Raw genomic sequence first — 20,999 nt, forward strand, 5'->3', positions numbered from 1 at the left:
GTCCCGCCCCGCCGGGCGGGGCGAACAAGAAGAACTTTAGCCTGCGACCAGCCGGAAAGTGAAATCCGGGTCCCGGCCCCTGACGGGCCCGGGGAGGAGCTGCTCAGTCGTCGTCGCCGAGCACCGGCTCGGGCAGCGTGCCGGCGTTGTGTTCCAGGAGGCGCCAGCCCCGGGCGCCCTCACCGAGGACGGACCAGCAGCAGTTGGAGAGCCCACCGAGGCTCTCCCAATGCTGGGACTCCAGACCGAGCAGACGCCCGATCGTGGTGCGGATGGTGCCGCCGTGGCTGACCACCACGAGGGTGCCCTCCTCGGGGAGCTTCTCGGCGTGCCGCAGCACCACGGGGGCGGCGCGGTCGGCGACCTCGGCCTCCAGTTCGCCACCGCCGCGGCGGATCGGCTCACCGCGCTTCCACGCGGCGTACTCGTCGCCGTGGCGGGCGATGATCTCGTCGTGCGTCAGCCCCTGCCAGGCGCCCGCGTAGGTCTCGCGCAGACCCTCGTCGTGCGTCACCGTGAGGCCGGTGAGCTCGGCGAGTTCACCCGCGGTGTTCGCCGCCCGCCGGAGGTCCGAGGCGACGATCGCGTCGGGCTGGAGGGAGGCGAGCAGTCGGGCGGCGCGGCGGGCCTGGCCGATGCCGGTCTCGGTGAGTTCGACGTCCGTGGTGCCCTGGAAGCGTCGCTCCACGTTCCACGAGGTCTGGCCGTGCCGCCACAGGATGACGCGGCGGCCCCGGCCGGGCTTGCGGGCGACGCCGGCGGGGGCGGTCACCGCAGCCCTCCGAAGTCGGCGGTGTCCTCCTCGGCCTGGAGCTTGGCGTGTTCGGCGCCCTTGCCGCGGGTGGCCTGCGCGTCGGCGGGCAGCTCGAGCTCGGGGCAGTCCTTCCAGAGCCGCTCCAGGGCGTAGAAGACGCGCTCCTCGCTGTGCTGGACGTGGACGACGATGTCGACGTAGTCCAGGAGCACCCAGCGGGCCTCGCGGTCGCCCTCGCGTCGGACCGGCTTGACGCCGAGTTCCTTGCTGAGCTGCTCCTCGATCCCGTCGACGATCGACTTGACCTGACGGTCGTTGGGAGCGGAGGCCAGCAGGAAGGCGTCCGTGATCGACAGCACGTCGCTGACGTCGTAGGCGATGATGTCGTGCGCGAGCTTGTCGGCCGCCGCTTGCGCGGCGGCGGTGATGAGCTCGATGGAATGGTCAGTGGCGGTCACTACAAGGCTTTCGGTCGGCGGTCGGGAACCCGTGCGGGTTACCCAAGGGTCTCACGGACCGCCGACACCACCCCACGTCATTACCGGATCACCGCGTCACGAGGCAGCCTTGTAGTCCTGGCCGAGGATCACGGAGACGTCCGCGTTCGAGGTGACCGCGCCCTTCTTCACCGAGCTGGTGGGCAGACCCAGCGTCTTGGCGGCCTCGGTGGCGTTCTCCTTGTCGGCGGCGTCGGCGTAGACGACCTGGGACGCGGCCTGGGCGGCGGCCGCGGTACCGGCCTCCAGGAAGGTGAAGCCGCCGTTGAGGAGGACGACGCGGGCCTTCTCGGTGTTGTCCTTGTCGCCGGTGGCGTTCTGGACGGAGACGCGGATCGCGGCGTCCTTGTCCGGGCTCTTGGCGGCGCCACCGAGCACGGTCTTGACGACGCCGGCGCTGGCCTGGGCGCTCAGCGTGCCGTCGCCCAGGACGGGCAGCAGCGCGGTCTTGTAGTCGCCGCCCTTGGCCAGGTCGGCGAGCCGCGCGAGGAAGGCGCCGAGGTCCTTGTCGGTCAGCGAGGGGTCGAGGATCTGCGCCAGCGTCTGCACGGTGACCGTCGCGCCCTGGGCGTCGGAGGACAGCTTGCGCAGCACGCCCTGCATGACCTGCCCGAACCGCTCCAGCTGGGCGTCCTGGGCCTCGCCGGAGGCGAGGTAGGTGGCGTAGGCGACGGCCATCTTGCCGCTCAGGGTCTGGGCCTCGCCCTTCTTGACCAGGGGCGCCGTGCCCTTCTTCGTGGCGTCCGGGTCGGGCACGTCGGCGTTGGTGTCGATGTCGATGTTTCCGACCAGCTCGACGAGGTTCTGGAGGTAGGGGGTGTCGAGCCGCCAGGTGCCCTCGATGTCGGTGCCGAGGACGGTGTCGAGCGCGTCGCGCGTCCCGGAGGAGCCGTCGTCGTCGACGGACTTGGCGAGCGTGGTCGTGGTGCCGTTGTCGTCCGTCAGGGCGAGGGAGTTGGGCAGCAGGACGGTGGTGCCCTGTTTGGTGGTGGCGTTGTCGACGAGCAGCACCGTGGAGGTGCCGCTCTTCTTGGTGTTGTGCAGGTGGACGACGATCACGTCCCGTTTCTGGGCCCCCGCGGTGGTCGCTCCGCCGGTCTTCGCGTCCGCGGACGACGCCCCGGGCAGCATGCCCGCGTACCAGAGGTAGCCGACCCCGCCCGCGGCCATCAGGGCGAGGACGACGATCAGGGCGATGCCGCGGCTGCGGGCGCGGCGCTTGGCCTCCTCGCGGCGCTCGGTGCGGTTCTCGGTGAAGTTCAGCCAGTCGATGACGTCCTCGGAGTCACCGTCGGGCTCCTCGACGAAGGCGAACTGCTGGGTGCCGTAGTCGCGTTCACCCGTGCCCTGCTTACCGTCGTCCTCGACCGGACCGCCCTGCTGTGGGATGTAGGCGGTCTGTTCGGCCTGCGCGGTCGGTGCCGTCGGAGCGGCGGGCGCGGCCTGCTCGGCGACCCGGGGCTGCTGCCCGCTGCCGGCGGCCTGCCCGTAGGGGTCGTACGCGGTGGCCGGGTTCCCGGCGGCGTACGGGTCGTACGCGGGGGCGGGCTGCTGCTGCCCGGTCGCGTACTGGTCGTAGCCGTACCCCTCGTACCCCTGTGCCGGGGGTGCCTGCTGCTGCGCGTACGGGTCGTACGACTGTTGCTGGTACTGCTGCTGCGGCTGCACCGGCTGGTACACAGGCCGGCCCTGGTCGTCGTAGCCGACGAGCTCGTACTGCTGGTCGCCGTCGTAGCCCGAGTCGTATCGGTCGTTCACCGGTGCCCCTCTCGGCTCACTCGCCGCGGTACAGCTCGCGCTTGTCGATGTAGCGCACCACACCGTCCGGCACCAGATACCAGACCGGGTCGCCCTTGGCGACCCGCGCACGGCAGTCTGTGGACGAGATGGCCAGGGCGGGGACCTCGACGAGCGAGACACCGCCCTCCGGGAGTCCCGGGTCGGTCAGGGTGTGACCGGGCCGGGTGACCCCGATGAAGTGCGCGAGGGAGAACAGTTCGTCGGCGTCGCGCCAGGTGAGGATCTGGCCGAGCGCGTCGGCTCCCGTGATGAAGAACAGGTCCGTTTCGGGGTTGAGCGATCGCAGGTCGCGCAGGGTGTCCGTGGTGTACGTCGGGCCACCGCGGTCGAGGTCGATGCGGCTGACCGAGAACTGGGGGTTCTCGGCGGTCGCGATGACCGTCATCAGGTAGCGGTCCTCGGCCGGCGACACCTTGCGGTCGGTCTTCTGCCACGGCTGTCCGGTCGGTACGAACACCACCTCGTCGAGGTGGAACTGCGCGGCGACCTCGCTGGCCGCCACGAGGTGCCCGTGGTGGATCGGATCGAATGTGCCGCCCATGACGCCGAGGCGCCGCTTGCCCGGGTTCGACGGCGCGTTCCCGGGCCCGCGCCGGGGCCCCGGGCGGTTCTCCGCGTCGCGCGCCGGGCGGTCGCCGGCGTTGTTCGCCGGGCCGGTAGGCATGTCCTGCTCTCCCATGCGTGCAGACCCTACCGGCCCGACCTGAGGGCGCCGTCCGGAGGAGGCCCGGAGTGCCTCACCGAAGGCACGGGGTGCCTCAGCGGTCGCGGTTGAAACGAGTGGTGATCCACAGCAGCAGCATCAGGATGAAGAACGCGCCGCCACCGGTGAGGTAGGGGTTGAGGCTCTCGTGGTTGCCGCCGTGCTCCTCGCCCTCGGCTGCGAGGGTGACCAACTGGGCTGCGGCGCTGTGGAAGCTCATCTTCGGCAGGACCTATCCGGTGAGGGCGGGATAAAGACGTCGGCCCATCGTAAGCGTGCCCGCCGACGGGGATCACGCCGACTCCGCGGACGGGTCCGGGAAAGGGCCGGGGAGGGACGGCGAGGGAACTTCGGGCCCGTCTCAGTCGTCCTTCTGTTTGTACCCCCGCAACAGGAACCACGCGGTCAGGATGCAGCCGAAGAACATCACGATGAGCACGACCCGGAGCAGATCGCCGGATCCCTGCTTCTCGGCGGCGCTCGCGGCCTCGGTGATCCAGTTGGTTACGGGGGTGTGGTCCATCGGATCGCTCCTTAGGGTGTACTGCCCCGCCACGGTATCTCCGCCTAGGCTGGGCCCCGCTTCGGGGGGCACATAGGGCAATCAGACGCGTGGGGGAACACATGTCCGACGACAGCCACGAGAGCAACGGGCACAGCCCGGAGGGCCACGAGAACGTGCCCAGCAGGCAGCGCACCCGCTTCCCCGGGATCTCCTCCCGGGCGTACGAGCACCCGGCCGACCGCTCCGCCCTGGTCGCCCTGCGCAGGCTCAGCGGGTTCGACACCGTCTTCAAGGCGCTCAGCGGACTGCTTCCCGAGCGCAGTCTGCGGCTGCTGTTCCTGTCCGACTCCGTGCGCGTCTCGGACCAGCAGTTCGCCCACCTGCACGCCATGCTGCTGGACGCCTGCCACATCCTGGACCTGGAGAAGGTCCCGCCGATGTACGTCAACCAGGACCCCCAGCCCAACGCGATGTGCATCGGCCTGGACGAGCCGATCATCGTCGTCACCACCGGCCTCGTGGAGCTGCTCGACGAGGAGGAGATGCGGGCCGTCGTCGGGCACGAGGTCGGCCACGCCCTCTCCGGGCACTCCGTCTACCGGACCATCCTGCTCTTCCTGACCAACCTGGCCCTCCGCGTCGCCTGGATCCCGCTCGGCAACATCGCGATCATGGCGATCGTGACCGGCCTGCGCGAGTGGTTCCGCAAGTCGGAGCTGTCCGCCGACCGCGCGGGGCTGCTCGTCGGCCAGGACCTCAAGGCCTCGATGCGCGGCCTGATGAAGATCGCCGGCGGCAACCACCTGCACGAGATGAACGTGGACGCGTTCCTCGCCCAGGCCGAGGAGTACGAGGCCGGGGGCGACCTGCGCGACTCCGTACTGAAGATCCTCAACGTCCTCCCCCGCACCCACCCCTTCACCACCGTGCGCGCCGCCGAGCTGAAGAAGTGGGCCGAGTCCCGCGACTACCAGCGGATCATGGACGGCCACTACCCGCGCCGGGACGAGGACAAGGACACCTCGGTCTCCGACTCCTTCCGCCAGTCGGCGTCGAGCTACGCGACCAACGTCAAGAACTCCAAGGACCCGCTGATGAAGCTGGTCACCGACATCGCCGGCGGGGCGGGCGACCTCGGTGGCCGGGTCCGGCGCGGCTTCGGCGGATTCGCCGGCTCGACACCCACGGACTCCACGCCGCCCAAGGACCAGCCCCCTCGCGACGACGACTGACGCGTACGGGCAGCGGGACCGGGGTCACACCTTCGGCTGCGCCTCCGCCGCCAGTGACCCGCACAGTGCCGTGGCGCCGCCCGTCGCGTACGGATTCGTACCGGCGGGTCCGCCCGCCTTGGCCGTCTGACCGGCCAGCAGCGGGCGGAGGTGGTTCGAGGAGTCCTCGGCGCAGGACAGCGGTCCGGCCTGGACGTAGGAGAGGACGAGCTGGACCTGGTGCATCCGCAGGTCGTCACGGTCGAAGCGGAAGTGCAGTTCGCGCCGGACGGTGAACAGGGACGCCTTCGCCCTGTCGTCGGCGCCGGTCGGCCGCAGCGCGTACACGAAGGTGTGGTTGGCGACGACCTCCAGGGTCGTCGAGTCCGCCTCGGCGAACCGCAGAGTGCCCCGCACCCGGATCTTGTCGTCGGCGAGCTGGGCGCGGGAGGCGTCGAAGCGAACCAGCCATCCGGTGGGCGCGTGCCGGCCGTCGGCGGCCGGGCCGTCGAAGCTCCGGTCGAACTGGTCGAGCTGCTCCGGGTCGAGCATCACCCGCACGGCACGCACCTCGCTGCCGACGAGCACCTCGGGATAGAGCGAGGACTCGACTATGTAGTCCTTGGCGGCGGTCAGGGCGCTGACGACCTGACTGTCCGAGAAGTGCGCGGTGCGCCGCGTGGCGGGCAGCGCGATGCCTTCGGCGCCGATGCTGAACTGGGCCGCCGGACTGCGCGCGAACAACAGTTCGGTGTCGACCGCGCCGGGCACGGCACCCTGGGGCGCGAGCGGAATGACGGTCATCCGCAGCGGCTCGGTGGGCAGCTCGGCGGCCGGGCTCTCGTACGGGTTCCGTACGCCCATGTAGATCACGGTGCCGAAGGCGACGGCGATCAGCAGGACGAGGATCAGTGCCTGCCGGGACAGCCCCCGGTGCAGGGACGGGCGACGGCGTACGGCGGGTGCGTGGTCGTCCAGGCGCTCCTGGGCGGAGAACTCCTGGAGCCGGGCAGCGCGGACGAACGACTCGTCGAAAACGACGGATCGGTACTCGTCCTCGCCACCGCCGGGAGCAGCCTCGGGTGTCCCCTCAGGTGGGTCTCCTGGTCCGCCCATACATTCAGAGTAGGTCGCCGGAAGCCCCGGTAAACGCGCTGTTGCGCGACAAGTTCTGACAGGTTCTCACCAGGACGGAACAGGGTGCGGTCAGGTTTGGGTCAGGGTGTGCGGGGGATCGCGGTGACGGCCGGCTGGGAGTAGTCGGCCGAGGCCGAGGGAGTCGATGCGCTGCCCTGTTCAAGACCGGTCGCGGAGGGTGCCGGCACCTGCTCCTGACGGCTGGAGGACGCCCCCCGGTAGACCGCCGTGAAGGCCAGCGCGACCATGCCGACGCCCATCACGAGGGCGAGCATCCAGGCGACGGGCCGGTGCCAGCGGGAGACCTGTTTGCCGTGCGTGCCCGGGGCGCCGTAGCGGCCCTCCAGGACCTCGGCGTCGTCCAGGTCGTCGCGATCCGGGTCGTGGCCGAAATAGGAGGGGTCGTCGTAGCGGTCGTCGTCCGCTCTCGGGCCTCTGGTGTGCGCCCGGCGTGCCTCGGCCTCGGAGGCCTCCGCTCTCGCCTGGGCGGCGGCCAGGAGGCGCTCGACGGCGGTCGGCTCGTGCACCACGGCCGCCTGTACGAAGTCCTCGTCGAAGACCACGGAGGCGAACTCTTCGTCCGACACCCCGCGGTCGTGGTCGTCGTCGGGCTCCCAGCCGTCAGGAAAGAACGGCGTGCCCCCCACGTCCTCCGGCACGAATCCAGAGTAGACCGGGGGTGTCATTTTGGGCAGACGGTAGGGAAATTCATCTGCCGGCTGAGATGCGTTTCATGCGCCGCCGCCCGCCGTGGCGGGCGGCGATCCGCCGGGGGCTCAGCGCCGGGCGCACACCCGCCGTGCGCCGTGCGCCCGGCGCACGGACCCACGATCGCGCCCCTCAGCGGCGGATATGCCCGTCGCCCGTGACGATGTACTTGGTGCTGGTCAGCTCCGGCAGCCCCATCGGACCGCGCGCGTGCAGCTTCTGCGTCGAGATGCCGATCTCCGCGCCGAATCCGAACTGACCGCCGTCCGTGAAGCGCGTCGAGGCGTTGACGGCGACCGTGGTCGAGTCGACCAGCTGGGTGAAGCGGCGGGCGGCCTGCTGCGAGGTCGTGACGATCGCCTCGGTGTGCCCGGAGGTCCACAGCCGGATGTGCTCGACGGCCCGGTCCAGCGAGTCGACGACGGCGGCGGCGATGTCGTACGACAGGTACTCGGTCTCCCAGTCCTCCGGCGTCGCCTCGACGACCGTGGCCTTCGAGTCCTTCGCGTACGCCAGTACGCGCTCGTCGGCGTGCACGGTGACCCCGGCCTCGGCGAGCGCGTCCAGGGCGCGCGGCAGGAAATCGGGGGCGATGTCCTGGTGGACGAGGAGCGTCTCGGCGGAGTTGCAGACGCTCGGGCGCTGCGCCTTGGAGTTGAGCAGGATCTCGATCGCCATGTCGAGATCGGCCTGCGCGTCCACGTACACATGGCAGTTGCCCGTGCCGGTCTCGATGACGGGGACGGTCGACTCCTGGACGACGGTCCGGATCAGGGAGGCACCACCGCGCGGGATGAGTACGTCGACCAGGCCGCGGGCGCGCATCAGTTCCCGTACGGACTCGCGGCCCTCGCCGGGCACGAGCTGCACGGCGTCCGCGGGCAGGCCGGCCCCGCCGACGGCGTCGCGCAGTACCCGTACAAGTGCGGTGTTCGACTCGTGCGCGGAGGACGAGCCGCGCAGCAGGACCGCGTTGCCGGACTTCAGGCAGAGGGCGGCGGCGTCGACCGTCACGTTCGGGCGGGCCTCGTAGATGATGCCGACGACGCCCAGCGGGACGCGGACCTGGCGCAGGTCGATGCCGTTGGGAAGGGTGGAGCCGCGGACGACCTCGCCGACCGGGTCGGGCAGCGCCACCACGTCCCGTACGTCGGAGGCGATCGCGCGCACCCGCTCCGGGGTGAGCGTCAGCCGGTCGATGACCGTCTCGCTGGTGCCGGCCTCGCGCGCACGGACGATGTCCTTGGCGTTGGCCTCGATGATTTCGCTCGTACGGACTTCCAGCGCGTCCGCGATGGCGAGCAGCGCGTCGTCCTTCTCGGCCCGCGGGAGGGGGGCGAGGTCGGCGGCGGCGGCCTTGGCCCGGTAGGCGGCCTGCGTGACCGGGGACATCGAGTCGTACGGCGAGAGCGAGGTCATGAGGGAAGCGTAGTGCGCCGGAGGGAACCGTCCACCGGCTATCCCAAACCCCGAGACAAGCCCCTGAGAGCGCTCAAAAAGGATGGACGCCCACGGGTGTCGCCGGCAGCGGGCCGTAGCCCTCGGCGATGCGGTGGTGGTAGGTCTCGCGGTCGATGACCTCCAGGCCGACGATCTCCCACGGGGGCAGCTGCGCGGTCTGGCGGTGCTCGCCCCACAGCCGCAGGGCGACGGCCGCGGCGTCGTGCAGATCGCGGGCCTCTTCCCAGTAGCGGATCTCCGCGTGGTCGTTGGCGTATCTGCTCGTCAGCAGAAAGGGATGGTCGTGGGCGAGCTGCTCCAGGCCGCGCCGGACCTCCTTGAGCGGGGCCTCGACGCCCGAGACGCTGAGCGTGACATGCCACAGGCGGGGCAGGTCCTTCGGCTCCTCGTACGCCTCCTCGTAGCGGGCGCCGGCCGCCACGCTGGTCAGGGCGCGCTCCTCGCCCACCTTGCGGGAGGCGGTTCCACCGCGGGACGCCGCCGCTCCAGGGCGCACTCGTCTCACGACGGCCTCCTTTACCCGATGGTCGTGCGGAATCTCCCTGAAACAGAGAGAAGCAGGTACGCACGCTTCATGGGGCGCTTTTGCTGAACGTCCACCTCACGACGGGCGGATTTGCAGGGCGTTCCCCCTGTTTTCGGTCGTTTGCAGGGAACGAGGTAAGAGGCTGGTGAGGATTTACGGGTTCAGGACGACGAGGTCGTCCCGGTGCACGACCTCGCGCTCGTACGACGGGCCCAGCTCGCGGGCCAGTTCGCGCGTCGAGCGGCCGATCAGCTGGGGAATCTCCTTGGCGTCGAAGTTGACGAGCCCGCGTGCCACCGCGTGGCCCGTGCTGTCGCGCAGCTCGACCGGGTCGCCCGCGACGAACTCGCCCTCGACCGCCGCGATACCGGCCGGCAGCAACGACGTACGCCGGTCGACGATCGCGCGCACGGCGCCGTCGTCGAGGGTGAGCGAGCCCTGCGGGGTGGACGCGTGCTGGAGCCAGAGCAGGCGGTCGGCGGAGCGCCTGCCGGTGGGGTGGAAGTAGGTGCCCGTGTCGCGGCCCGCGAGGGCGTCGGCGGCGTGGACCGCACTGGTCAGCACCACCGGGATACCGGCGGCGGCGGCGATCCGGGCGGCCTCGACCTTGGTCACCATGCCGCCGGTGCCGACGCCGGCCTTGCTCACGCTGCCGATGTCGACCTGCGCGAGGTCGGCGGGGCCGCGCACCTCGGCGATCCGTGCCGTACCGGGCCGGCTGGGGTCGCCGTCGTACACGCCGTCGATGTCGGACAGCAGGACGAGGAGGTCGGCGCGCACGAGGTGGGCGACGAGGGCGGCGAGGCGGTCGTTGTCCCCGAAACGGATCTCGTCCGTGGCCACGGTGTCGTTCTCGTTGACGACCGGGAGGGCGCCCATCGCGAGGAGCTTGTCGAGGGTGCGCGAGGCGTTGCGGTGGTGGGCGCGGCGGCTCATGTCGTCGGACGTGAGGAGCACCTGGCCGACGCGGATGCCGTAGCGGGCGCAGGAGGCGGTGTAGCGGGCGACGAGGAGGCCCTGTCCGACGCTGGCCGCGGCCTGCTGACGGGCCAGGTCCTTGGGGCGCCGGCGCAGGCCGAGGGGGGCGAGGCCTGCGGCGATGGCACCGGAGGAGACGAGAACGATCTCCTTCTCACCGCCGCTGCGGCTCTTGGCGAGGACGTCGACGAGCGCGTCGACCCGGTCGGCGTCGAGTCCGCCGGCCGCGGTGGTCAGCGACGAGGAACCCACTTTGACGACAATCCTGTGGGCCTCTGCGACGGCCTGCCTTGCCCCTGCCACCTGCGTTCTGTCCCCTCGGGTCGTCCGGCTGCGCTGATCCGCAATCTACATTTACGCGAACAGGGGTGGGAGGTGCGCATTTGTCCAGTGGGCGGACGGTGGATCTCACCGTCACCGCGTACCGGTCTCGGACTCGCCCGCAGCGCCCCGACGAACAACCACCCACTACCAACCCCACTGGTCCCTCTGGCAACATCCCCTCGGCATACGTCAGTTCGGTCCCGCACCGAACTGCTCAGCTCTGCCCAGCACTCTTGTCAGGGGGACTTATGAACTTCACGCCTCGCGCGTCAACCCACAGATCCAGCCGCCTCGCCACGATCCTGGCCGCGCTCTCGCTCGCCGCCGGCCTCCAGCTCGGTCTGGCCGACGACGCGTCCGCCGCCGTCACCGCAGGCCCGGTCTTCAACAACCCGACCGGAACCGTCGCCGAACAGCGGGCCATCCGTACCCAACTCCTCGACTACATCGGCCAGTCGGCGTCGGGTTCTTCCATCAAGGCCTCGGTCTACCACCTCTGGGACGAGGGCCTCGCGCAGGCTCTCGCCGACGCCCGCGGCCGGGGCGTCGACGTGCAGGTGATGCTGGACGAGAGCTCCGTCAGCGACAACTCCGACGACCCCTCGTACCCCGTCCTGGCCTCGGCTCTCGGCACCGATACCGCCCAGGACTCGTTCGTCGGACTGTGCCCGGTCAACAAGTCCTGCCTGGGCCAGCCGGCCCAGGGCGTCTCCATCAACCACAACAAGTTCTGGCTGTTCTCGCAGCTCGACGGGGCGTCCAACGTCGTCGTGCAGACCTCGGCGAACATGTCGCCGTCCAGCTACAGCCGCTTCTGGAACGACGCGTACGTCCTGCCGAACAACACGGCGATCTACACCGCGTACAGCGACTACTTCGCCGAGCTGACCGGCAAGGACTGGGCGAACTGGCAGTACACCTCCACCACCAGCAGCCCCTACAAGGCGTACTTCTTCCCGCGCCCCGCCAACGACCCGTCACCCGGTGACACCATCACCGCCGTCCTCGACAACGTCGCCTGCACGTACACGGAGAGCGGCACGACGAAGCACACCAAGGTCCGGGTCGGGATGTTCAAGCTCACCCGGCTGGCCGTGGCGCAGAAACTGGTCGCGCTCCAGAAGGCCGGCTGCGCGGTCGACATCGTCTACTCGGAGACGGACAGCGGCAGTTCGAGCGGCACCTGGGAGACCCTGCACGTCTCCGGCGGCCCCGCCCTGCGCTGCTACAACTGGGACGACGACGGCAACACGAACACCGCCTCGCGCATCATCCACTCCAAGTACCTGCTGATCGAGGGCAAGTACGACGGCACGGCGAGCCAGAAGGTCCTGTGGACCGGCAGCCACAACTACTCCGGCCCGGCCCTCACGAAGAACGACGAGGCGCTTCTGAAGGTCGACAGCAACGCCGACCACGACGCCTACGTCACCGCCTTCAACGCGGCCAGGGCAGCGGCGGTCCCGGGCACGGCCGACAACACGAACGCCTGCAAGGGCGTGACCACCACGCCCGAGGCCTGACGGATACGTGACAGAGGCCCGTCCCGAGGATCACTTCTCGGGACGGGCCTCTGTCACGTATCCGTCAGGTCCGCGCGGCTGCCGCCTGCCGCTTCTGCCCGGCGTTGCGCGTCTCGGACTTCACCGCGAGGTCGGCGGTGGCCGTGTTGAACTGCTCGATGGACGGCGGCTCGTCGGGCCCGAGCAGATACCGCTTCAGCTCGGCGCGCTCGTCGGCCAGCGGATCGGCCGCCGGGTCGCGCACCGCGTCCAGCAACTGCCCTAGTTCTTCGGCACTGTTGGTGAGGATCACGGCGGCGCGTACGGCGGTGTTCTGCCGCTTGAACTCCTCCGCGCCCAGCTCCGCCGAGTCCGTCACGGCGTACGGCTTGCCGCTCGCGATGAAGTCGGAGACCACGCTGGAGATGTCGGAGACCATCGCGTCGGACACGTTGAAGCAGTCGTACAGAGCTGGCTCGGCGCCCGTGATGACCCGGTGCTCGGCGGCGCCGAAGGAACGCCAGTACGCGTCGTTCCACTCGGTGCGCAGCTTCGCGGTCTCCTCGTGCCGCTCGATGTCGACCACCCCGTCCCGGGTCGCCTCCGCCTCGTCGCCCTTCTCACCACCGGGCCCGGCCAGTTCGGCGAGCCGTGCCTCGATCCGTGCGAGGTCGGTCCTGGCCCGCGTCTGCTCGTCGCCGTCGCCCAGGAAGCGCGGGTCGGCGGCCCGCTCCACCGCGGCCTTCTCGACCAGCGCGGTGATCCGCTCGTGGGCGGCCTTCGCCTCGTCGCTGCGGGTGCCGGTGAAGGGGTGCGGCTTGTACAGCACACGGACGGGCGGGTCGGCCCGCACGAGCTCGCGCACGATGTTCTCGCCGGCGAGCAGGAGGGAGGTGTTGCCGGGGTTGTCGTCCCAGCCCTCCCAGGTGGGGGCGTAGAGGACCGTGGGGACACCGCCCCTGGCCGCTCCCCGCGCACCGCTCGCGATCGGCGCCAGCTGGGGCCGCCCGACCTCGACGATGTCCTCGTCCCGCACACCCACATCGGCGATGGCGTACCGGTCGCGCCCGGCCCGCCCGGCCACCCACACCTCGTCGTAGGCCTTGCTGAACGGATTGACGCTCGCGATCTTGTCGCTGTCGCCGTGCCCGATGAAGACGTGCTTCATGGTCGGTACGCGCAACAGGTGGATGTTCTTGCCGACGTTCGCCGCGTACAGCGCGACCCGGACCGTGCGCAGGTCCAGGTTCATCAGATGGATCCCGCCGGGCACGCAGACCACGGGGACGGTGGTGGGCGCGAGGTTCTGCAGGATGACGCGTTCGCGCAGGACGATCAGCGGCCGGGTGTCCAGCTGCTCCATCGTCTCCAGCCACATGTTGACCTGGTACGCCGACTCCTTGGAGCCGGAGAAGTACAGCACCGTCTGCGGCCGGTACTCGCGCAGCCAGGCGTCCGTCGCCGCCAGTACCGTCTCCGCGTCCGGCGGGATGCGGCGCCCCCGGATGTAGGGCGCGAGGGCGACCACGTACAGGAACGCCAGGCCGAGGGTGACGGCGACGCCGACCACGCCGTACTCCGCCGCGCCGAACTGGGCAGTGATCAGGACGCCGGTCACCGCGGCCAGGTCGAGGTGGAGCATCTTCTCGGTGGAGCGTTCCAGCAGGAAGCGCGGCGGGGCGTCCGGAATGGGGATGCGCGAGGCCAGGTCGACGTTACGGGTGGCGACCGGCATCCGGCGGCGGTTGCGGATCAGCGTGATCAGAGCGCCGTGCGGGGCCTGGAAGCCGTAGAAGGCGATGAAGCAGGCGATCGCCGCGTAGAAGACCGTGCTCCTGGAGAGGTCCGCGCGGGCCAGCAGCAGGAGCACGAGCAGCTCTCGCACCAGGAAGCGGATGGAGACGCCCGCCCGCACCTTGCCGAGACGGTTGATCAGATAGCTGCCCCGGCGGTGCAGATAGTGGTCCGCCAGGTACGTCACTGCGGCAGCGGCGGCGAAGGCCGGCACGCTCGGTACGAGCGCGGCCAGCATGAGACAGGGGAAGCCCAGCATCATGAGGACCGCCGCGGCCAGCTCGGCCGGGCTGCCCACCCGGGCGACGCGAATAGCAGTGGAAATCAAGGAGAACCTGTATCTGGGAAAGTACCGGGGAACAATCTGGGGAAAATTATCTGAAAATTCGCCTAGGACTCCGTCTGGGGACTCTTCTGGAAACTCTTCCGAGAAATCCGCCGGAACCTGTTCCGGTTCCGGGAATTCCTCGGAGCCGTGCCGGGAAACTCACCGTCGAGGTTGACCCTCGGCCCTCATGCTATGCCGTCGTCCTGACGGTCGAGGACGCTGGCGAGCGCCTGTTCGAAGCCGGAGGCCCGGCCGGCCGCGGCCATCGGGTCCTGCTGGCGGACGTCGATGACATGCCCGGTCAGCTCGGACAGCAGCACGTCCAGCGATGTCCGGGCCACCGCCTCGGAGGAGAGCAGCGAACCGGCGGGCTCCTGGCCGAAGGCCTTCGTCCGCATCGGCGTGGCCGTGCGTTCCGGGTTGATGCAGTTGACGCGGACCCCGTCACCGGCCCACTCGTCCGACAGGGCCTGGGTGAGGTTCACCATCGCGGCCTTGGTGGAGGAGTAGAGGCTGTACTCGGCACGGCCGCGCGTGTAGCTGCTGGAGGTGTAGAGCAGCAGCTGGCCCTTGGTCTCGGCGAGGTACTTGTAGGCCGAACGTGCGATCTGCACCGGGGCCAGGTAGTTGACCTTCAGCGCTTCCTCGATGGTCGCGTTGTCGGTCTCGGCGAGCTTGCCGATGCGCAGGACGCCTGCCGTGTTGACGACGTAGTCGATGCGCCCGGTCTCGGAGTACGCCCTGGACAGCGCGTCGTCGACCTCCTCGGGGTTCTCGACGTGTGTCCCGGTGGTCGACCGCCCGAGGGCGTACACCTTGGCGCCGTACCCCTCGGCCAGCTCGGCGATGTCCTTGCCGATGCCGTAGGACCCGCCGAAGACGACGAGCGTCCTGCCGCGGAGCAGCTCACGGTAGGCCGCCTCGCCCATCGGTTCGGGTGTGGCGGTGGAGGCGAGCTGGAAGAGCTTGTCGGCGATGAAGACATCGACGGGCTGGGTGACCTTCATGTTGTACTCGTCGCCCGCGACGACGTGGATCGGCACGTCCGGCAGGTACTTGAGTACGACCGAACAGTCGTCCGTGGCCTGGAAGTTGGGGTCCCCGGCCGCGACCTCGTAGGCCCGCCGGATGGTCGACAGCTTGAACGCCTGGGGCGTCTGACCGCGCCGCAGCCGCGAACGGTCGGGGATCTCGGTGATGAACTCGCCGTCCTCCCCGTGCGTGCGCGTGACGATGATGGTGTCGGCGGAGGGAATGGCGACGTCGACGGCCTGGTACCGCTCAAGGGCGATCACACAGTCGTCGATGACCCGCTGCGACAGCAACGGCCGTACGGCGTCGTGGAACAGGACGTTGCGGTCCTCGCCCTCGGCCAGGCCCTCCCCCAGCGCGCTGATGGCCCGCTCGGTGGTGTCGTTGCGCGTGGCGCCGCCCTCGATGATCCGGGTGACCTTCTTGAAGCCGGCCTTGGCGACGATCTTCTCGATGTCCGCCACATAGCCGGGCGCCATCAGCACGATGACGTCGTCGATCGAATCCGCCTGCTCGAAGGTGCTCAGGGTGTGCTCGATGACCGCCTTGCCCGCGATCTTCAGCAACTGCTTCGGAATCGACAGGCCCACCCGCTGACCGGTGCCACCAGCGAGGACGACGGCGGTGGTGCGGGGTTTGGCTATGTACTGAGACACGGGCGACCTACCTCGGGGCAACGGAGAACCCTGAAATCGTCCCACCTGCGGTAACCGCAGTGCAAGGCGAGCGCCCCTCACCGCAAATATGTGCGCAACCTGTCATTCATCTTGTGTCCGAAGCCATCCACCTCATTTTCTGTGAGTAACAGCACAGAAATCGCAGACAGAAGTCGCAGGACACGAGTTCGGCGCCGCCCCGGCCGCTTCGGACACCGGAACGATCTTCACATCGCCCGGACCCCGACCGCACGCATTCTCCATACGGCATGGAATTCGGTTCGGCGCCGGAATTCCGGCCCGCCGTCAGACCTTCCGCACGCCCGGCTTCCCGGCCTCGACGTGGAGCTTGGCGAGGGTGCGGGAGGCGGAGGTGGCCTTGGTCACGGTGTCCGCGATCCGGACCTGGGCGTCGATACCGGCGCGCCGGATGTCGAAGAGGTGGTAGCCGCGATGGTTGTCGATGACCTTCCAGTGCGGGTTGTCGCCCTTGCGCGCGTCCCACTCCTTATGGAAAGCGACGGCGTCCTGATCCCCTCCGCTGGATATGGACGTACCGACGAACTCGGCACCGACCACCGCCGAACCGGGGTCGGCGAAGTCCCGCTTGAGGTCGCTGATCATGGTGAGGTGACGGTCGCCGCTGAGGACGACGGGGTTGCTGACGTTCGCGAACTCGCCGAGCAGGGCGTTGCGTTCGGCCTGGTAGCCGTCCCAGGCGTCGTAGTACCAGAGCTTGCCGGGGCCGATCTGGAGGTCGGTCTCGGCCATCATGATCTGCGAGGCGATGAGGTTCCAGCGGGCCTGCGATCCGTGCAGCCCGTTCAGCAGCCACTGCTTCTGCGCCGCGCCGAGCATGGTCGTCGCCGGGTCCTGCGCACCGGCCTGGCTGGTGGCCTGGTCGCTGCGGTACTGCCGGGTGTCGAGGACGTTGAGCCGCACCAGCTGCCCGAAGTCGAGCCGCCGGTGCATCCGTATGTGGGGCCCGTTGGGCACGGCCGTGGCGCGTACGGGCATGTGCTCGTAATAGGCCTGGTAGCCGGCGGTGAGCCGGGCGGCGAACGCGTCGGGCGTCTGCTTGGCGGGATCCTGCGGAATGTCCCCGGCGAAGTCGTTGTCGATCTCGTGGTCGTCGAAGGTGACCACGAAGGGCGCGGCGGCGTGCATCGCCTTGAGGTGCGGATCGGTGCGGTACTGGGCGTACCGGTTGCGGTACTGCACGAGGCTGTACGGCTCGCCGGTCCCCTCGTGCCTGCGCACGCCGGTGGCCGCGGGCGTGGACTCGTATATGTAGTCGCCGACGAAGACGACGACGTCCGGGTCCTGGGCCAGCATGTCGGCGTACGGCGTGAAGTAGCCGTGCTGCCAGTTCTGGCAGGAGGCGAGCGCGAGCCGCAGATGGTTGCCGGAGACGAACTGCCGGGGAGCGGTACGCGTACGCCCCACCGGCGAGAGCTGCCCGCTGGTCCGGAACCGGTACCAGTAGTGCCGGTCGGACCGCAGCCCCCGTACGTCGACGTGAACGCTGTGCCCGTACTCGGGCCGGGCCCAGGCGTATCCGCGCCGCAGCTTCCGCCGGAAGCGGGAGTCCTCGGCGATCTGCCACTCGACGACGACGGCCCGGTCAGGCATGCCGCCGCCGTGCAGCGGATCGGGAGCGAGCCGGGTCCACAGCACGACACCGTCGGGCAACGGATCCCCGGAGGCGACCCCGAGGCTGAACACCCCGGCGGGCAACGGGGTTTGTGCGGCCCGGGCGGTCCCCGCCAACAGAACCTGCCCGGACGCGGCAGCACCGACGGCAGCGGCACCGGCGGTCAGAAACCGGCGTCTGCCGGGCAGAACAACTCCACTCATCGTCGAACTCCGTTGCCTGGGAGGCCTCTTGGACCTACGGAAGCTCCCATGGCACGACGAACAGGAGACCCCTGAGAAATGAATCAGGGGAAGATCATAGGAAACGGAGTTTGCGGTGCAGCAGGTGGGGGCCGAACTTCAGCACGGCCCGCACCCCCAGCCCGTCCGGCGTTTGAGGACAAGGCCCGTTCAGGGCCGTAGCGGGGGTCTGGGGGCGGCAACCCCCAGGGATGGGAACGGGTAAGGGCGGCGGGGGCGACAAACACCCCACCGCCCCACCCGCACCCTCTAGAACCTAGAACGGCTCGAAGTCGTCAAACTCCTTCTGCACATCGTCCCGCTCCGCGTCCCGGTCACGCCGCCGCTGCGCAGCAGGCCGCGGCATGTCAAGACGGTGGTCCTCACCACGCCGCCCCAGCATCTCCGCCCCCGCCATGACCGTGGGCTCCCAGTCGAACACCACGGCGTTCTCCTCGGGACCGATGGCCACGCCGTCGCCCGCCCGGGCCCCCGCCTTCATCAACTTGTCCTCGACACCAAGCCTGTTGAGCCGGTCGGCGAGATAACCGACCGCCTCGTCGTTGCTGAAGTCGGTCTGACGCACCCAGCGCTCGGGCTTCTCGCCCCGCACCCGGAAGAGACCGTCCTCTTCCTGTACGACGGTGAAGCCCGCGTCGTCGACGGCCTTCGGCCGGATGACGATGCGAGTCGCCTCCTCCGTGGGCTTGGCGGCCCGCGCCTGCCCGACCACCTCGGCGAGCGCGAACGACAGCTCCTTCAGCCCGATATGAGCGACGGCGGACACCTCGTACACCCGGTATCCACGAGCCTCGAGCTCGGGCCGCACCATCTCGGCGAGATCCAGACCGTCCGGAATGTCGACCTTGTTGAGGACGACGATCCGCGGCCGGTTCCCCAGCCCTCCGTACTGCTTCAGCTCCTCCTCGATCATGTCGAGGTCGGAGACGGGGTCACGCTCGGACTCCAGCGTCGCCGTGTCCAGCACATGCACGAGCACACTGCACCGCTCCACGTGCCGCAGGAACTCCAGCCCGAGCCCCTTGCCCTGGCTGGCACCCGGAATGAGCCCGGGCACGTCGGCGATGGTGTAAACAGTGGCGCCGGCGGTCACGACACCGAGGTTGGGCACCAGCGTCGTGAACGGATAATCAGCGATCTTCGGCTTGGCCGCACTCAGCACCGAGATGAGAGAAGACTTACCGGCACTCGGGTACCCGACCAGCGCCACGTCGGCGACCGTCTTCAGCTCCAGGACGATGTCCCGCAGCCCCCCGGGCACGCCGAGCAGCGCGAACCCGGGCGCCTTGCGCCGGGCCGAGGACAGCGCGGCGTTGCCGAGCCCACCCCGACCGCCCTCCGCGGCGACGTACGAGGTCCCGTGCCCGACCATGTCGGCCAGCACGTTGCCGTCCTTGTCGAAGACAACCGTCCCGTCGGGTACGGGCAGAACCAGGTCCTGCCCGTCCTTGCCGGACCGGTTGCCGCCCTCGCCGGGCTTGCCGCTGGTCGCTTTGCGGTGCGGGGAGTGGTGGTAGTCGAGCAGCGTGGTCACGGACTGGTCGACGGTGAGGATCACGTCACCGCCGTGCCCTCCGTTGCCGCCGTCGGGCCCGCCCAGCGGCTTGAATTTCTCACGGTGGACGGAGGCACAGCCGTGACCTCCGCTACCCGCGGCGACATGCAGCTCGACGCGGTCCACGAAGGTGGTCATGGGATGTGCCTCCAGTTACGTACGAAAAACTATGTCTACGTGTGTGTCCACGTGTCTTATGAACACAACACGCGAAAGGCGGACCCGCTTCCCGTACGGGAAGTGAGGTCCGCCTCGCGAAAGAACCGATCAGGCGACCGGAACGATGTTCACGACCTTGCGGCCACGGTGGGTACCGAACTCCACCGCACCGGCGGCCAGCGCGAACAGCGTGTCGTCCTTGCCACGGCCGACGCTCGCGCCGGGGTGGAAGTGGGTGCCACGCTGGCGGACCAGGATCTCACCGGCGTTGACGACCTGACCGCCGAAGCGCTTCACGCCGAGCCGCTGAGCATTTGAGTCGCGACCGTTCCGGGTGGACGATGCGCCCTTCTTGTGTGCCATCTCTTCTCAGTCCCTTACTTCGCAGCCGCGGGGATCTCAGTGACCTTGATCGCCGTGTACTGCTGGCGGTGGCCCTGACGACGGCGGTAGCCGGTCTTGTTCTTGTAGCGAAGGATGTCGATCTTGACGCCCTTGTGGTGGTCCACGATCTCGGCCTGGACCTTGATGCCGGCCAGCACCCACGGGTCACTGGTCACAGCGTCGCCGTCGACAACGAGCAGCGTAGAGAGCTCTACGGTGTCGCCAACCTTGGCAGTGGGAATCTTGTCAACCTCAACGGTGTCGCCGACAGCAACCTTGTGCTGGCGACCACCGCTGCGCACGATGGCGTACACGCGGATCTCACTCTCTCGCTCTGGGACGGCACCCCCGCAGTCCAGCCGCCCGACAAAGCGAGCGAGCGGCCTCTCCCACCGCACCGGATGCCCGGTGCTCAGGAGGATGAAGGTTTACGGGGATGTGACGCGTCGCTGGATAAAGCTATGGACACGCCGACGGTCAAGATTACGGGGCCTGGCTTGAGGGGTCAAACCGGGCCCCGCGCTCCTGACACAGCTCCTACCCGACGAGTAGCTCCGCCGCCCGGCGATACTGCTCGGACTGTGCCTCGGCCAGCTCCCACAGGGCGGACAGACCGTCCATCCGGAGCCGCTCCTCCGCCTCCTGCTGGCAGGACAGCTCGAAGTCGGCGAGCCGGGTGAAGGAGTCGACGTGGACGTCCGACGGCCAGGTGGCCGCCGCCTCCAGGGCGAATTCCAGCCCTTGGGAAGGCACCACCTGCTGATCCGGCCGGGTGAGGACGAGCGCAACGAACACGATCTTCAGCCCCTTCCGGAAGAAGCCCATCCCCGACAGGTCGTCCGGGTACTCCATGCCCAGGTTCCAGTTCGCCGCGAAGGCCGACCCCAGGATGCCGTCGTCGAGTTCGCCCCCGTCAAGGGATGCCGCAAGGTGGCCCACCCCCGCCATGACCCTGTCGTAGCGGTCGGACAACCCCGCCCGGGCGGCGAGCACCCGCAGGGCCCCGTCCAGCCGGACGGCCGCGGCGCAGCACAAGGCCTCCCCGGCCGCGTCAAACGTCTTGTCCATGGCCCCTCCTCGCCGCCATCT

Annotated in this window: 20 protein-coding genes; 2 read left to right on the top strand and 18 right to left on the bottom strand. The window is 69.4% G+C overall.

The features are described 5' to 3' along the window. Positions 1-103: 103 nt before the first annotated feature. From ACH4TV_RS04955 to ACH4TV_RS04980, 6 genes are all read right to left on the bottom strand, one after another. Positions 104-772 (bottom strand): histidine phosphatase family protein, encoded by a 669-nt coding sequence (locus ACH4TV_RS04955; protein WP_398394265.1) that lies wholly within the window; start codon positions 770-772, stop codon positions 104-106. Next, positions 769-1,212, bottom strand: coding sequence for a ribosome silencing factor (gene rsfS, locus ACH4TV_RS04960; RefSeq protein WP_398394267.1), 444 nt, complete (start codon positions 1,210-1,212; stop codon positions 769-771). The genes ACH4TV_RS04955 and rsfS overlap by 4 nt, the downstream gene beginning before the upstream one ends. Positions 1,213-1,308: 96 nt before the next feature. Next, positions 1,309-3,009: an LCP family protein gene (locus ACH4TV_RS04965; RefSeq protein ID WP_398394268.1), complete on the bottom strand. Its 1,701-nt coding sequence runs from the start codon at positions 3,007-3,009 to the stop codon at positions 1,309-1,311. 16 nt (positions 3,010-3,025) lie between these two features. Then, positions 3,026-3,730, bottom strand: coding sequence for a nicotinate-nucleotide adenylyltransferase (gene nadD / locus ACH4TV_RS04970; RefSeq protein ID WP_398394270.1), 705 nt, complete (start codon positions 3,728-3,730; stop codon positions 3,026-3,028). Between the two features lie 79 nt (positions 3,731-3,809). Next, the gene (locus ACH4TV_RS04975) at positions 3,810-3,974 is read right to left on the bottom strand and encodes a hypothetical protein (RefSeq protein WP_318320385.1); all 165 of its coding nucleotides are present in this window, start codon (positions 3,972-3,974) and stop codon (positions 3,810-3,812) included. 141 nt (positions 3,975-4,115) lie between these two features. Further along, positions 4,116-4,277, bottom strand: coding sequence for a hypothetical protein (locus ACH4TV_RS04980; RefSeq protein WP_398394272.1), 162 nt, complete (start codon positions 4,275-4,277; stop codon positions 4,116-4,118). A gap of 101 nt (positions 4,278-4,378) precedes the next feature. Between ACH4TV_RS04980 and ACH4TV_RS04985 the strand changes: the two genes are divergently transcribed. Continuing rightward, positions 4,379-5,491: a M48 family metallopeptidase gene (locus ACH4TV_RS04985; protein ID WP_398394273.1), complete on the top strand. Its 1,113-nt coding sequence runs from the start codon at positions 4,379-4,381 to the stop codon at positions 5,489-5,491. Positions 5,492-5,515: 24 nt separating this feature from the next. Here ACH4TV_RS04985 and ACH4TV_RS04990 read toward each other — a convergent pair whose 3' ends face one another. The 5 genes from ACH4TV_RS04990 to proB all read right to left on the bottom strand — a co-directional run bounded on the left by ACH4TV_RS04990 (position 5,516) and on the right by proB (position 10,583). Beyond that, the gene (locus ACH4TV_RS04990; protein ID WP_398394275.1) at positions 5,516-6,586 is read right to left on the bottom strand and encodes a hypothetical protein; all 1,071 of its coding nucleotides are present in this window, start codon (positions 6,584-6,586) and stop codon (positions 5,516-5,518) included. 101 nt (positions 6,587-6,687) lie between these two features. Continuing rightward, positions 6,688-7,293, bottom strand: coding sequence for a hypothetical protein (locus ACH4TV_RS04995; protein ID WP_398394277.1), 606 nt, complete (start codon positions 7,291-7,293; stop codon positions 6,688-6,690). 154 nt (positions 7,294-7,447) lie between these two features. Further along, entirely contained in the window at positions 7,448-8,734 is a 1,287-nt protein-coding gene (locus tag ACH4TV_RS05000) for a glutamate-5-semialdehyde dehydrogenase (RefSeq protein WP_398394279.1), read from the bottom strand. A gap of 73 nt (positions 8,735-8,807) precedes the next feature. Continuing rightward, the gene (locus ACH4TV_RS05005) at positions 8,808-9,272 is read right to left on the bottom strand and encodes a hypothetical protein (RefSeq protein ID WP_398395363.1); all 465 of its coding nucleotides are present in this window, start codon (positions 9,270-9,272) and stop codon (positions 8,808-8,810) included. A gap of 183 nt (positions 9,273-9,455) precedes the next feature. Continuing rightward, positions 9,456-10,583 carry a glutamate 5-kinase gene (gene proB, locus ACH4TV_RS05010; protein WP_398394281.1) on the bottom strand — a complete coding sequence of 376 codons (1,128 nt, stop codon included), beginning with the start codon at positions 10,581-10,583 and terminating at the stop codon, positions 9,456-9,458. A 269-nt stretch (positions 10,584-10,852) separates the two neighbouring features. Between proB and ACH4TV_RS05015 the strand changes: the two genes are divergently transcribed. Next, a complete protein-coding gene (locus ACH4TV_RS05015) occupies positions 10,853-12,127 on the top strand; it encodes a phospholipase D-like domain-containing protein (RefSeq protein WP_398394283.1) in 1,275 nt (424 codons plus the stop codon). Between the two features lie 64 nt (positions 12,128-12,191). Here ACH4TV_RS05015 and ACH4TV_RS05020 read toward each other — a convergent pair whose 3' ends face one another. The 7 genes from ACH4TV_RS05020 to ACH4TV_RS05050 all read right to left on the bottom strand — a co-directional run bounded on the left by ACH4TV_RS05020 (position 12,192) and on the right by ACH4TV_RS05050 (position 20,978). Further along, positions 12,192-14,228, bottom strand: coding sequence for a hypothetical protein (locus tag ACH4TV_RS05020; RefSeq protein WP_398394285.1), 2,037 nt, complete (start codon positions 14,226-14,228; stop codon positions 12,192-12,194). Between the two features lie 185 nt (positions 14,229-14,413). Continuing rightward, entirely contained in the window at positions 14,414-15,916 is a 1,503-nt protein-coding gene (locus ACH4TV_RS05025) for a D-ribitol-5-phosphate cytidylyltransferase (protein WP_398394287.1), read from the bottom strand. A 306-nt stretch (positions 15,917-16,222) separates the two neighbouring features. Further along, positions 16,223-17,773: an alkaline phosphatase D family protein gene (locus ACH4TV_RS05030; RefSeq protein ID WP_398394289.1), complete on the bottom strand. Its 1,551-nt coding sequence runs from the start codon at positions 17,771-17,773 to the stop codon at positions 16,223-16,225. Positions 17,774-18,068: 295 nt separating this feature from the next. Next, positions 18,069-19,505: a GTPase ObgE gene (obgE, locus tag ACH4TV_RS05035; protein ID WP_398394291.1), complete on the bottom strand. Its 1,437-nt coding sequence runs from the start codon at positions 19,503-19,505 to the stop codon at positions 18,069-18,071. A 129-nt stretch (positions 19,506-19,634) separates the two neighbouring features. Further along, positions 19,635-19,889, bottom strand: coding sequence for a 50S ribosomal protein L27 (gene rpmA / locus ACH4TV_RS05040; RefSeq protein ID WP_006374707.1), 255 nt, complete (start codon positions 19,887-19,889; stop codon positions 19,635-19,637). Positions 19,890-19,903: 14 nt separating this feature from the next. Further along, positions 19,904-20,224 carry a 50S ribosomal protein L21 gene (rplU, locus tag ACH4TV_RS05045; RefSeq protein WP_329223829.1) on the bottom strand — a complete coding sequence of 107 codons (321 nt, stop codon included), beginning with the start codon at positions 20,222-20,224 and terminating at the stop codon, positions 19,904-19,906. A 223-nt stretch (positions 20,225-20,447) separates the two neighbouring features. Continuing rightward, on the bottom strand, positions 20,448-20,978 hold the full coding sequence (locus ACH4TV_RS05050) for a hypothetical protein (protein WP_398394293.1): 531 nt from the start codon (positions 20,976-20,978) through the stop codon (positions 20,448-20,450). Positions 20,979-20,999 lie beyond the last annotated feature (21 nt).

Source organism: Streptomyces sp. NPDC020898 (genome assembly GCF_044333925.1).
In the GTDB taxonomy this organism is placed as follows: Bacteria; Actinomycetota; Actinomycetes; order Streptomycetales; family Streptomycetaceae; genus Streptomyces.